Consider the following 13,390-nt stretch of genomic DNA (forward strand, 5'->3'; position numbering starts at 1 on the left):
GCCGTTGGTCGAACGTGCGGTTTGCCAGACAGGCACTCGGAGTGGCTGGCGCATCGGCCCCAGCAGGCCTGAAGGTAGGGCGAATTCGATGGGAGAGGGGCGAACTTCCATTGTACGGGCTGGGCTGCGCAGGCCATATGAACGTCCTGGAGTCTGGGCATCCGCGGTGCAACAACCGCTAATTCGATACCCTGTGGAGCGCGACGGGTATAAAGCAGACCAACATAGCTGTCTCTTTATGTGTCCGGCAAAGCTCATTGCGTGCTTCTGGCAGTTCGGCTGCTCTGATGGCTGCCGTTATACATCAACTGACTTTTTCAACACGAGCATCAGGCGTCCGCGTGAGCGTGGTCCTGCTGAAGCAGCGGCTGCGTGTCCTTTGCCGGATCCAGCTTTTTCTCTTCCGAGCTGTTGATTTTTATTGCCTGCAGCCCTTTAGGGCCGTGGGCGACTTCAAATCTGACTTTCTGGCCAGCCTTGAGGGTTTTGTAACCTTCCATTTCGATAGCCGAGAAATGAACGAACAGGTCCTCGTCACTCTTGCCTTCAGCGTTTATGAACCCAAACCCTTTTGCATTGTTGAACCACTTGACTTTTCCTTCAATCATCACCATCTCCCTCTGCAAAGGGCTCCGTCAGGAGTATCATCCACTTCAATCCGCTACCCACCCAAAAAATTTTGGTTGACTGTGCGGACCCTTTTTACCCAATGTGGGCTCTATTGGTTGTAACACCGTTTAGCTGATAGTCAAGGTCATGTGGCAGCCCATTTAAAAACCGTCCAGACTGCGACTAAATTGCTCAATCCGCCCTCAAACGAACATTTCTTTCCATGCATGCATTCAGCAAGATTCGACTAACATTCAATCAGGATGATCCGCAGTCGCACGAGGACGACTCGGCGGGCATTGCGGTGCAGGACGCCAAGCCGACCCTGCAGGCGCCACCGATGTACAAGGTGGTTTTATTCAACGATGACTACACCCCGATGGATTTCGTCGTAGAAGTGCTCGAGGTGTTTTTTAACCTGAATCGTGAGCTGGCTACCAAAGTCATGCTGGCCGTCCATACAGAGGGACGGGCAGTCTGCGGATTGTTTACCCGCGACATCGCCGAGACCAAGGCAATGCAGGTCAATCAATACGCCAGGGAGAGCCAGCATCCGCTACTCTGTGAGATCGAGAAGGACGGTTAAACGCCGACCACTTGGGTATGAGGTGAAGCTATGTTAAACCGTGAGCTCGAAGTCACCCTCAATCTTGCCTTCAAGGAGGCACGTTCGAAGCGTCATGAGTTCATGACGGTCGAGCATCTCCTGCTGGCTCTATTGGACAATGAGGCTGCAGCCACTGTACTGCGTGCCTGCGGCGCAAACCTCGATAAACTCAAGCATGATCTGCAGGAGTTCATCGACTCCACCACTCCGCTGATCCCCGTTCATGACGAGGACCGCGAGACACAACCGACGCTCGGGTTTCAGCGCGTGCTGCAACGGGCAGTCTTCCACGTGCAGAGCTCCGGCAAGCGCGAAGTGACCGGTGCCAACGTGCTGGTTGCGATTTTCAGTGAGCAGGAAAGCCAGGCCGTATTTCTGCTCAAGCAGCAGAGCGTGGCCCGGATTGATGTCGTCAACTATATCGCCCACGGTATCTCCAAGGTTCCAGGGCATGGCGAACACTCTTCTGAAGGTGAACAGGATATGCAGGATGACGAGGGCGGTGAAGCATCTTCCTCAGGCAATCCTCTGGATGCCTATGCCAGCAATCTGAACGAGTTGGCGCGTCAGGGGCGCATCGATCCACTGGTCGGCCGCGAAAGCGAAGTCGAGCGGGTGGCACAGATTCTGGCTCGTCGCCGCAAGAACAATCCTTTGCTGGTCGGTGAAGCGGGTGTCGGTAAAACGGCCATCGCCGAAGGCCTGGCCAAGCGCATCGTCGACAATCAGGTGCCTGACCTGCTTGCCAACAGCGTCGTCTACTCGCTCGATCTGGGCGCGTTGCTGGCCGGGACGAAATACCGCGGCGATTTCGAGAAGCGCTTCAAGGCGTTGCTCAATGAACTGCGCAAGCGTCCTCAGGCGATCCTGTTCATTGACGAGATCCACACGATCATCGGTGCTGGCGCAGCGTCCGGCGGGGTAATGGATGCTTCCAACCTGCTCAAGCCACTGCTTTCTTCCGGCGAGATCCGTTGCATCGGTTCGACGACCTTTCAGGAATTTCGCGGGATTTTCGAGAAGGATCGTGCCTTGGCGCGTCGCTTCCAGAAAGTCGATGTGTCCGAGCCTTCGGTCGAGGACACCATCGGCATCCTGCGCGGCCTGAAAAGCCGTTTCGAGCAGCATCACAGCATCGAATACAGCGACGAAGCCCTGCGCGCCGCCGCCGAGCTCGCCTCGCGCTACATCAATGATCGTCATATGCCTGACAAGGCCATTGACGTGATCGATGAGGCAGGTGCCTATCAGCGTCTGCAGCCTGTCGAGCAGCGCGTCAAGCGCATCGATGTGCCTCAGGTCGAAGACATTGTCGCCAAGATCGCGCGCATTCCGCCAAAACACGTCAACAGCTCCGACAAGGAACTGCTGCGTAACCTGGAGCGTGATCTCAAGCTCACCGTCTTCGGGCAGGATGCGGCCATCGATTCGTTGTCGACTGCGATCAAGCTGTCCCGTGCAGGTCTTAAATCGCCTGACAAGCCGGTCGGTTCGTTCCTGTTTGCCGGTCCTACGGGCGTCGGCAAGACCGAGGCGGCGCGTCAGTTGGCCAAGGCACTGGGCGTCGAGTTGATTCGTTTCGACATGTCCGAGTACATGGAGCGGCATACCGTTTCCCGTCTGATCGGTGCGCCTCCGGGTTACGTCGGTTTCGACCAGGGCGGTCTGCTGACCGAGGCCATTACCCGCCAGCCACATTGTGTGCTGTTGCTCGATGAAATCGAAAAGGCTCACCCGGAAGTCTTCAATCTGCTTCTGCAGGTGATGGACCACGGTACGCTGACCGACAACAACGGGCGCAAGGCGGACTTCCGCAATGTGATCGTGATCATGACCACCAACGCCGGAGCTGAGTCTGCTGCGCGCGCTTCGATCGGTTTCACGCATCAGGACCACTCGTCCGATGCGATGGAAGTGATCAAGAAGAGCTTCACGCCAGAGTTCCGCAACCGTCTGGATACCATCATTCAGTTCGGTCGCCTCAGCCACGAAGTCATCAAGAGCGTGGTCGACAAGTTCCTCACCGAGCTTCAGGCCCAGCTGGAAGACAAGCGCGTACTGCTCGAAGTGTCCGAGGCGGCGAGAAGCTGGCTGGCGCAGGGTGGTTACGATGCGGCAATGGGTGCCAGACCGATGGCTCGCCTGATTCAGGACAAGATCAAACGGCCTCTCGCCGAAGAGATCCTGTTCGGCGAACTGTCAGAACATGGCGGCGTGGTTCACATCGATATCAAGGATGGCGAGATCACCTTCGATTTCGAAACCACGGCAGAAATGGCCTGATAGCCGACGCCTCGCCCCGCATCATTGACGGATGCGGGGCAGGTCGAGGACATCGATTGTAAAAAACAGGCATACAAAAACGCCCGGCTTATGCCGGGCGTTTTCGTTAATACCTGTTTAGCGAGCGCGGTAGGTGATGCGCCCTTTGCTCAGGTCGTAGGGCGTCAGCTCTACACGCACTTTGTCACCGGTCAGAATACGGATGTAATTCTTGCGCATCTTGCCGGAGATATGCGCGGTTACGACGTGCCCGTTTTCCAACTCCACGCGAAACATGGTGTTGGGCAGGGTGTCGACGACAGTGCCTTCCATTTCGAAGCTGTCTTCTTTCGACATGCAGTAAAGCCCTCGGTATACAAATGAGTGGCCCGGTGCAAGTGGCGCCAGGCAAAAGCGGCGTGCATTGTGCCCGAAAAAACCAGTTTAAGCCAAGGGGTTCAATACAGAGTGACCCATCTTTGATTGGTGAGCAGCTCGATGGGGCGATATTGAGTCTTGTAATTCATCTTTTTGCAGTTCTTGATCCAGTAGCCGAGGTACACCGCCTGCAGTTGCAGCCTGGCCGCTTCGGCGATCTGCCACAAAATGGCGTAACGGCCCAGACTGCGGCGTTCTTCATCGGGTTCGTAGAACGTATAGACCGCCGAAAGCCCGTTGGGCAGCAGGTCGGTGACGGCAACTGCCAGCAGACGTTGATCGACACGAAATTCGTAAAAGCGCGAGAAAGGCAGGTCGCGAACCAGAAATGTCGAAAATTGCTCCCGGCTCGGCGGGAACATGTCGCCGTCAGCGTGACGTTGTTCAATATAACGCTGATAAAGATCGAAGTATTCCTGAGTGAAAACAGGTTTGGCGCTTTGCACCTGAATGTCGGCATTGCGTTTCAGAATACGTTTTTGCTGACGGTCGGGAACGAAGAGGCTTACCGGAATGCGTGCGGGTACACAGGCGCTGCAGTTCTGGCAGTGCGGGCGATAAAGGTGATCACCGCTGCGGCGAAAACCCATGTCCGACAGGTCGGCATAGACCTGTACATCCATCGGCTGGCTGGGGTCCAGAAACAGGGTCGTCGCCTGTTCTTCGGGCAGGTAACTGCAGGTGTGCGGTTGAGTGGCATAAAACTTCAGCCTCGCCAGCTCTGTCATGGTCGTCGCCTAATGGTGAATCCTTACCCATGAGTGTATGCCAGCCTGTCAAACTCGCCTAGCTGACCAGTCGGCGTCGGTCGGCTGATCAAGATGGCGGGACAGGTAATCGGCGAAAGTCTGCCGAGGAATGGCGCGCGCGCCGAAGCTGTGCAGATGCTGAGTGGGCATCTGGCAGTCGATCAACACAAATCCCCATTCAGTCAAATGCTCTACCAGGGTGGCAAAGCCGACCTTGGAGGCGTTATCTGCCCGGCTGAACATCGATTCGCCGAAAAACAGCTGGCCCATTGCCAAGCCATAAAGCCCACCGGCCAGCTCATCCTGATCCCAGACCTCGACGCTGTGCGCATGTCCACGGCGGTGCAGCTCGATATAGGCCTCCTGCATCGAGCCGGTTATCCAGGTTTCGTTGGCATAACTGCGAGGGGCGGCGCAGGCCGTGATCACGCTGGCGAAGTCCTGATCGAAGGTCACCCGATAGCGCAACTGGCGCAGAACCTTGCCAAGACTTCGCGAGACGTGCAGTTCTTCGGGAAATAACACAGTGCGCGGATCGGGGGACCACCAGAGAATCGGCTGACCGTCCTGAAACCAGGGAAAGCAGCCGTGTCGATAGGCGCTGATCAGGCGATCGGCCGACAAGTCTCCGCCTGCGGCAAGCAAGCCGTTGGGTTCGCGGAGGGCTTTTTCCAGTGGCGGAAAATCGAGGCTGTTGCGGTTCAACCAGGTCAGCATGGCATCACAACTTTGCGGAAGGGGAGGGCGCACCTGTCTGTAAGTGCAACTCTGTGCGACAGGCGTGGTCACAAGCGGTTGTCATTATGGCGCGTACCTTGTGCATGCGGTAGGGCGCGAGTCTCCCAGCGGTCGTATGGTCGTTCAAGTTGCGGGCCGTTGATAGAAACACGCCATAAGCCTTTGTCACAAAACGTAATGCATGCTCAAATTGAACATCATCAGTGAAGGTGAAAGCATGTTGTGTCTTGCGGAGCCGTCTGAAGTGGAGATGGTGTGTTTTCGTACAGACTCAAGTGGCTGTAAAGCCGTACAATGCCTGTTTTGGGCGTTATCATTCAAGCGTCTGTCGACAGGCTTTCCCGCTGTCTGCACTCCCTGTCCATTCGGGAGCCGTCAGTGCCGTCCGACAGCCGTTTCTGGTCAATCAACGAGATGTTCGCGCTACCGCGCAGGAAATAAAGCGTTTTGAAGAAATCCACCCCCGCACCCAGCGCTGTCCCGCTTTGGCGGCAGCAATTGCACTACCGGCTCAAGGAAGGGGCCCTGATCGCCTTTGGCGCACTGTGCCTGTATCTGATGATGGCCTTGCTGACCTACGATCAGAGCGATCCCGGCTGGAGCCACACCAGCAGCAATGCGGCGCAGGTTCAGAATGCCGCAGGGCGTGCAGGTGCGTTCTGTGCCGATATTCTGTTCATGGTTCTGGGCTACTTCGCCTACATCTTCCCACTGTTGCTGGCGATCAAGGCCTGGCAGGTGTTTCGCCATCGCCATGAGCCTTGGCAATGGAGCGGCTGGCTGTTTTCCTGGCGTCTGATCGGACTGGTGTTCCTGATCCTCGCGGGTGCTGCGCTGGCGCATATTCACTTCCATTTTTCGGCCGGTTTCCCCGGTTCGGCAGGCGGTGTGCTGGGCGAAGTGCTCGGCGATCTGGCCAAGAAAGCCCTGAATATTCAAGGCAGCACCTTGCTGTTCATTGCCCTGTTTCTGTTTGGCCTGACGGTGTTTACCGACCTGTCCTGGTTCAAGGTGATGGATGTCACCGGCAAGATCACCCTCGATCTGTTCGAACTGTTTCAAGGCGCTGCGAACCGCTGGTGGACCGCCCGTGCCGAGCGCAAGCAGATGGTTGCGCAGTTGCGTGAGGTGGACATGCGTGTCAACGATGTGGTGGCGCCTGTGGCGCCCGATCGTCGCGAGCAGGCCAAGGCCAGAGAGCGCCTGGTCGAGCGTGAAGCGTCGTTGAGCAAACACATGACCGAGCGCGAAAAGCACGTGCCTGCGGTCATCGCGCCAGCGCCTTCGAAGCCTGTAGAGCCCAGCAAGCGTGTCATGAAGGAAAAGCAGGCCCCGCTGTTCGTGGACAGCGCAGTGGAAGGCACGCTGCCGCCGATTTCCATCCTCGACCCGGCAGAGAAGAAGCAGCTCAACTATTCCCCGGAGTCTCTGGCGGCCGTCGGTCATTTGCTGGAAATCAAGCTCAAGGAATTCGGTGTGGAGGTGTCGGTAGACTCCATCCATCCCGGTCCGGTAATTACTCGCTACGAGATCCAGCCAGCTGCCGGCGTCAAGGTCAGCCGCATTTCCAACCTCGCCAAGGACCTTGCGCGCTCGCTCGCCGTGACCAGCGTTCGTGTGGTCGAGGTGATTCCGGGCAAGACCACCGTCGGTATCGAGATCCCTAACGAAGACCGCCAGATCGTGCGTTTCTCCGAGGTGTTGTCCACACCCGAATACGATAACGCCAAGTCGCCCGTCACCCTGGCGCTGGGCCACGATATCGGCGGCAAGCCGGTGATTACCGATCTGGCGAAGATGCCCCACCTGCTGGTGGCCGGTACGACCGGTTCCGGTAAATCGGTGGGTGTGAACGCCATGATCCTGTCGATCCTGTTCAAGTCCGGCCCGGAAGACGCCAAGCTGATCATGATCGACCCGAAAATGCTCGAGCTGTCCATCTACGAAGGTATTCCGCACCTGTTGTGTCCGGTGGTCACCGACATGAAGGACGCCGCCAACGCCTTGCGCTGGAGCGTTGCCGAGATGGAGCGCCGCTACAAGCTGATGGCGAAGATGGGCGTACGTAACCTGTCCGGCTTCAATCAGAAGGTCAAGGAAGCTCAGGATGCCGGCGAGCCGCTTGCCGATCCGCTTTACAAGCGCGAAAGCATTCATGACGAAGCGCCGCTGCTGAGCAAACTGCCGACCATCGTCGTGGTGGTGGACGAGTTCGCCGACATGATGATGATCGTCGGCAAGAAGGTCGAAGAGCTGATCGCGCGTATCGCCCAGAAGGCGCGTGCGGCGGGGATTCACCTGATCCTCGCGACCCAGCGTCCGTCGGTGGATGTGATCACCGGTCTGATCAAGGCCAACATTCCGACGCGTATGGCGTTCCAGGTGTCGAGCAAGATCGATTCGCGGACCATCATCGACCAAGGTGGCGCCGAACAACTGTTGGGCCACGGTGACATGCTGTACATGCCGCCGGGCACGAGCCTGCCTATCCGTGTGCATGGCGCGTTCGTTTCCGACGAAGAAGTGCATCGTGTGGTAGAAGCCTGGAAGCTGCGAGGTTCCCCGGACTACAACGACGATATTCTCGCTGGCGTCGAAGAGCCCGGCAGCGGCTTTGATGGCGGTGGCGGCGAAGGCAGTGAAGACAGCGAAAGCGACGCGCTTTACGATGAGGCCGTCAAGTTCGTGCTGGAAAGCCGTCGCGCCTCGATTTCTGCCGTACAGCGCAAGTTGAAGATCGGCTATAACCGCGCAGCGCGCATGATCGAAGCGATGGAAATGGCAGGGGTCGTGACCTCCATGAATACCAACGGTTCGCGCGAAGTCCTGGCCCCCGGGCCGGTGCGCGACTGATTTTTATCACCCCGTATTGCGGCGACGGCGTGCACGCCACGCTGTCGCATCATCATCGACTTCAAAGAGGAATCCAATGCGCCTTATCCGCATGCTGTTGGCCACCGCACTGACCTTCTCCATGATCCCCGCCCATGCCGACAGCAAAGACGTGGCGCGCCTGACTCAGTTGCTGGAGAAATCCCAGACCCTGACCGCTCGTTTCTCGCAACTGACGCTGGACGGTGGCGGTACTCAGTTGCAGGAAACCACCGGCGAAATGGCCCTGCAACGCCCAGGCCTGTTCAACTGGCATACCGATGCGCCACAGGAGCAGTTGATGGTCTCGGACGGCAAGAAAGTCTCGCTGTGGGACCCTGATCTGGAGCAGGTCACGATCAAGAAGCTCGACCAGCGCCTGACCCAGACTCCAGCCTTGCTGTTGTCCGGTGATGTGTCGAAGATCAGCGAAAGCTTCGACATCACCGCGAAAGAGGCGGGTGGCGTGATCGATTTCGTGCTCAAGCCCAAGACCAAGGACACGCTGTTCGACAGCCTGCGCCTGTCGTTTCGCAACGGTATCATCAACGACATGCAGTTGATCGATAGCGTGGGTCAGCGCACCAATATCCTGTTCACCGGGGTCAAGGCCAACGAGTCGATCGCAGCCAGCAAGTTTCAGTTTCAGATTCCCAAGGGCGCTGATGTCATTCAAGAATAAAAGGGCCGATTTCTGACCATGGATCTGTTCAGCCGCGAACCGATAGCTCAGCCTCTGGCTGCACGTTTGCGTGCTACCAACCTGGATGAATATGTCGGTCAGGAACATGTGCTTGCCCACGGCAAGCCTCTGCGTGAGGCGCTGGAGCAGGGCGCACTGCACTCGATGATTTTCTGGGGCCCGCCCGGCGTCGGTAAAACTACCCTGGCGAAGCTGCTGGCCAAAGTGTCGGACGCGCACTTCGAGACGGTTTCGGCAGTGCTCGCCGGGGTCAAGGAAATCCGCCAGGCCGTCGAAGTCGCCCGTCAACAGGCCGGACAGTACGGCAAGCGCACTATCCTGTTCGTCGACGAAGTGCACCGCTTCAACAAGTCACAGCAGGATGCCTTCCTGCCTTACGTCGAGGACGGCACGCTGATCTTTATCGGCGCGACCACCGAAAACCCGTCGTTCGAACTCAACAACGCCCTGTTGTCCCGGGCGCGTGTCTACGTGCTCAAAAGCCTGGACGAGGCGGCGCTGCGCAAGCTGGTCAACCGTGCCCTGACCGAAGAGCGCGGGCTGGGCAAGCGGCAGCTGACCCTGAGCGATGAGGGGTTTGCGATTCTGATGTCCGCCGCCGATGGCGACGGTCGGCGCATGCTCAACCTGCTGGAGAACGCCTCGGATCTGGCCGAAGACGGCAGCGAAATCGATGTCGGGCTGCTGCAGAGCCTGTTGGGTGACAGTCGACGCCGCTTCGACAAGGGCGGCGAGGCGTTCTACGACCAGATATCGGCGCTGCACAAGTCGATTCGCGGTTCCAATCCCGATGCGGCCCTGTACTGGTTTGCGCGGATGATCGACGGCGGCTGTGATCCGCTTTATCTGGCGCGCCGCGTGGTGCGCATGGCCAGTGAAGACATCGGTAATGCCGATCCTCGTGCGCTGCCGTTGTGCATGTCCGCCTGGGATGTACAGGAACGCCTCGGCAGTCCCGAGGGCGAACTGGCGGTCGCGCAGGCCATTGTCTATCTCGCCTGTGCGCCGAAAAGCAACGCGGTCTACATGGCGTTCAAGGCGGCCATGCGTGAAGCGGGCGAGCACGGTTCGCTGGAGGTTCCGCTGCACTTGCGCAATGCGCCTACCAAGCTGATGAAGCAGCTCGGTTACGGTGAAGAATATCGCTATGCCCATGACGAGCCCGATGCTTATGCGGCTGGCGAAGACTACTTTCCAGACGAGCTGGAGCCACGGCAGTATTACCAGCCTGTACCTCGCGGTCTGGAACTCAAGATCGGCGAAAAGCTCAGGCATCTGAACGCATTGGACGATGCCAGTCCTCGTAAGCGGAGAAAGTGATGATTCAGACTATTCTTGCGGTGTCGATTGCCGGGATCGCTGGTACATTATTGCGCTTTGAGACTGGCACCTGGGTCAGCGCCAACTGGCCACGTTATTTTTACGCGGCGACGCTGGCGGTCAACATCGTCGGGTGCCTGATCATCGGTGTACTGTACGGACTGTTCCTGCTGCGTCCGGAAGTGCCCATCGAAATTCGTGCCGGCTTGCTTGTCGGCTTTGTAGGCGGTCTGACGACCTTTTCATCCTTTTCACTGGATACGCTGCGCCTGCTGGAAAGCGGGCAGGTACCGCTGGCCCTCGGCTATGCCGGTATCAGCGTATTCGGCGGGCTGCTCGCAACCTGGGCTGGCCTGTCCCTGACCAGACTTTGATAGACGAGAGAACGATATGCTCGATTCCAAACTGTTACGTACTCAACTTCAGGACGTAGCGGATCGCCTGGCTTCCCGTGGTTTCACACTGGATGTGGCGCGCATTGAATCGCTGGAAGCCCAGCGCAAGGTAGTGCAGACCCGCACCGAACAGCTGCAGGCCGAGCGCAATGCACGTTCCAAATCCATTGGTCAGGCCAAGCAGCGCGGCGAAGATATTGCGCCGTTGATGGCTGATGTCGAGCGCATGGGCAACGAGCTGAGCGAAGGCAAGGTCGAGCTGGACGGCATTCAGGCCGAGCTGGATGCGCTGGTGCTGAGCATCCCGAACCTGCCTCACGAATCCGTGCCGGTCGGTGCCGACGAAGAGGGCAACGTCGAAGTGCGTCGCTGGGGTACGCCGACGCATTTTGATTTCGAGGTCAAGGATCACGTTGCGCTGGGCGAGAAGTTCGGCTGGCTGGATTTCGAGACTGCCGCCAAGCTGTCCGGCGCGCGCTTTGCGCTGCTGCGTGGCCCGATCGCGCGTCTGCACCGTGCCCTGGCACAGTTCATGATCAATCTGCACATCAACGAGCACGGCTACGAAGAGACCTACACGCCGTATCTGGTGCAGGCTCCAGCGTTGCAGGGCACAGGTCAGTTGCCCAAGTTCGAGGAAGACCTGTTCAAGATCTCCCGCGAAGGCGAAGCCGATCTGTACCTGATCCCGACTGCCGAAGTATCGCTGACCAATATCGTGTCGGGTGAAATTCTCGATGCCAAACAGCTGCCTCTCAAGTTTGTTGCCCACACCCCTTGCTTCCGTAGTGAAGCGGGCGCGTCCGGGCGTGATACCCGCGGCATGATTCGCCAGCACCAGTTCGACAAGGTCGAGATGGTCCAGATCGTTGCGCCTGACGACTCCATGGCCGCGCTCGAGTCGCTGACCGGCAACGCCGAACGCGTGCTGCAACTGCTTGAACTGCCTTATCGCACGCTGGCGCTGTGCACCGGCGATATGGGTTTCAGTGCGGTGAAGACCTACGATTTGGAAGTCTGGATTCCGAGCCAGGACAAATATCGCGAAATCTCTTCTTGCTCCAACTGCGGTGATTTCCAGGCGCGGCGCATGCAGGCTCGCTGGCGCAACCCGGAAACCGGCAAGCCGGAGCTGGTCCACACCCTCAACGGGTCGGGCCTGGCGGTAGGTCGCACACTGGTGGCAGTGCTGGAGAACTATCAGCAGGCGGACGGTTCGATTCGTGTGCCTGAGGTGCTCAAGCCGTACATGGGCGGCCTTGAGGTCATCGGTTAAATGGAATTTCTGCCGCTGTTCCATAACCTGCGTGGCAGCCGGGTGCTGGTGGTTGGCGGCGGTGAAATTGCCCTGCGCAAATCACGCCTGATTGCCGACGCCGGTGCAGTGCTGCGCGTGGTTGCGCCGGAAGTCGAGGCACAACTGAGCGAACTGGTTGTCCAGAGCGGCGGTGAGATGATCCTGCGCGGATACAGCGAATGCGACCTCGATGGTTGCGTGCTGATCATTGCGGCGACGGACGATGAGCCGCTCAATGCTCAGGTGTCCCGCGATGCCCGCTTGCGTTGCGTTCCGGTCAACGTAGTCGACGCCCCGGCGTTGTGTACGGTGATCTTCCCGGCCATCGTCGACCGCTCGCCGCTGGTGATCGCCGTGTCCAGTGGCGGCGATGCGCCGGTGCTGGCCCGTTTGATTCGCGCCAAGCTGGAAACCTGGATTCCCTCCAGCTACGGGCAGCTCGCCGGACTGGCTGCGCGCTTTCGCAATCAGGTCAAAGGCCTGTTTCCGAATGTGCAGCAGCGCCGAGCGTTCTGGGAGGATGTTTTTCAGGGCGCCATTGCCGACCGCCAGCTGGCCGGGCAGGGTGCTGAAGCCGAACGTATGCTGATCGCCAAGATTGCCGGCGAGCCGCCTTCTGAGACCGGTGAGGTCTATCTGGTGGGTGCGGGTCCCGGTGATCCGGATTTGCTGACTTTTCGCGCCTTGCGCCTGATGCAGCAGGCGGATGTGGTGCTGTATGACCGCCTGGTCGCGCCAACGATTCTTGACCTGTGCCGTCGTGATGCCGAGCGTGTTTACGTTGGCAAACGCCGTGCGGAGCATGCCGTTCCGCAGGAGCAGATCAACCAGCAACTCGTGGCACTGGCAAAACAGGGCAAGCGAGTGGTGCGTCTGAAGGGCGGGGATCCGTTTATCTTCGGCCGTGGCGGCGAGGAAATCGAAGAGCTGGCGGCGCATGGCATTCCGTTTCAGGTGGTGCCTGGCATCACCGCTGCCAGCGGTTGCGCGGCGTATGCGGGTATACCGTTGACGCACCGTGATCATGCGCAATCGGTGCGCTTCATCACCGGGCACTTGAAAAACGGTACGACAGATCTGCCCTGGTCAGACCTGGTAGCGCCTGCGCAAACACTGGTGTTTTACATGGGGCTGATCGGTTTGCCGGTTATCTGTGAGCAATTGATCCGGCACGGTCGCTCTGCCGACACGCCTGCTGCGCTGGTTGAGCAGGGCACCACCGTCAATCAGCGTGTGTTCACGGGTACCTTGGCAAACTTGCCGCAACTGGTCGCCGAGCATGATGTTCATGCGCCGACGCTGGTGATCATTGGTGAGGTGGTCAAATTGCGTGAAAAGCTGGCGTGGTTCGAGGGCGCTCAGGCGACTCTCTGATGCCATTGGTGGGTAGCCCGTCCGGGC

12 protein-coding genes are annotated in these 13,390 nt (G+C 58.6%); 8 read left to right on the forward strand and 4 right to left on the reverse strand.

Annotation, left to right across the window (positions count from 1 at the left end; translation table 11 throughout):
* Positions 1-329: 329 nt before the first annotated feature.
* Positions 330-614, reverse strand: coding sequence for a cold shock domain-containing protein (locus tag LCH65_RS24125; protein WP_032609879.1), 285 nt, complete (start codon positions 612-614; stop codon positions 330-332).
* 218 nt (positions 615-832) lie between these two features.
* Between LCH65_RS24125 and clpS the strand changes: the two genes are divergently transcribed.
* Together clpS and clpA are read left to right on the forward strand one after the other, a co-directional pair.
* The gene (clpS, locus tag LCH65_RS24130; RefSeq protein ID WP_003405085.1) at positions 833-1,195 is read left to right on the forward strand and encodes an ATP-dependent Clp protease adapter ClpS; all 363 of its coding nucleotides are present in this window, start codon (positions 833-835) and stop codon (positions 1,193-1,195) included.
* 30 nt (positions 1,196-1,225) lie between these two features.
* Positions 1,226-3,499 carry an ATP-dependent Clp protease ATP-binding subunit ClpA gene (gene clpA, locus LCH65_RS24135; protein ID WP_003371759.1) on the forward strand — a complete coding sequence of 758 codons (2,274 nt, stop codon included), beginning with the start codon at positions 1,226-1,228 and terminating at the stop codon, positions 3,497-3,499.
* 117 nt (positions 3,500-3,616) lie between these two features.
* Here clpA and infA read toward each other — a convergent pair whose 3' ends face one another.
* The 3 genes from infA to aat all read right to left on the reverse strand — a co-directional run bounded on the left by infA (position 3,617) and on the right by aat (position 5,382).
* Positions 3,617-3,835, reverse strand: coding sequence for a translation initiation factor IF-1 (gene infA / locus LCH65_RS24140; RefSeq protein WP_002553999.1), 219 nt, complete (start codon positions 3,833-3,835; stop codon positions 3,617-3,619).
* Positions 3,836-3,936: 101 nt separating this feature from the next.
* Positions 3,937-4,644, reverse strand: a complete 708-nt coding sequence (locus tag LCH65_RS24145; RefSeq protein WP_003371761.1) for an arginyltransferase — start codon at positions 4,642-4,644, stop codon at positions 3,937-3,939.
* A 48-nt stretch (positions 4,645-4,692) separates the two neighbouring features.
* Positions 4,693-5,382 carry a leucyl/phenylalanyl-tRNA--protein transferase gene (aat, locus tag LCH65_RS24150; RefSeq protein ID WP_226439862.1) on the reverse strand — a complete coding sequence of 230 codons (690 nt, stop codon included), beginning with the start codon at positions 5,380-5,382 and terminating at the stop codon, positions 4,693-4,695.
* A gap of 468 nt (positions 5,383-5,850) precedes the next feature.
* On the opposite strand from aat, the gene ftsK reads away from it, so the two are divergent.
* From ftsK to cysG, 6 genes are all read left to right on the forward strand, one after another.
* The gene (gene ftsK / locus LCH65_RS24155; RefSeq protein ID WP_058417278.1) at positions 5,851-8,256 is read left to right on the forward strand and encodes a DNA translocase FtsK; all 2,406 of its coding nucleotides are present in this window, start codon (positions 5,851-5,853) and stop codon (positions 8,254-8,256) included.
* A 76-nt stretch (positions 8,257-8,332) separates the two neighbouring features.
* On the forward strand, positions 8,333-8,956 hold the full coding sequence (lolA, locus tag LCH65_RS24160; RefSeq protein WP_003371767.1) for an outer membrane lipoprotein chaperone LolA: 624 nt from the start codon (positions 8,333-8,335) through the stop codon (positions 8,954-8,956).
* Between the two features lie 18 nt (positions 8,957-8,974).
* Entirely contained in the window at positions 8,975-10,297 is a 1,323-nt protein-coding gene (locus LCH65_RS24165; protein ID WP_003405078.1) for a replication-associated recombination protein A, read from the forward strand.
* Positions 10,297-10,671 (forward strand): fluoride efflux transporter CrcB, encoded by a 375-nt coding sequence (gene crcB, locus LCH65_RS24170; RefSeq protein ID WP_226439863.1) that lies wholly within the window; start codon positions 10,297-10,299, stop codon positions 10,669-10,671. Before LCH65_RS24165 ends, crcB begins: the two co-directional genes overlap by 1 nt.
* 16 nt (positions 10,672-10,687) lie before the next feature.
* Positions 10,688-11,968: a serine--tRNA ligase gene (gene serS, locus LCH65_RS24175; RefSeq protein WP_003436002.1), complete on the forward strand. Its 1,281-nt coding sequence runs from the start codon at positions 10,688-10,690 to the stop codon at positions 11,966-11,968.
* A complete protein-coding gene (gene cysG / locus LCH65_RS24180) occupies positions 11,969-13,363 on the forward strand; it encodes a siroheme synthase CysG (RefSeq protein ID WP_003436001.1) in 1,395 nt (464 codons plus the stop codon).
* Positions 13,364-13,390 lie beyond the last annotated feature (27 nt).

Source organism: Pseudomonas sp. MWU16-30316, from assembly GCF_020515645.1.
GTDB classification, from domain to species: Bacteria; Pseudomonadota; Gammaproteobacteria; order Pseudomonadales; family Pseudomonadaceae; genus Aquipseudomonas; species Aquipseudomonas cerasi.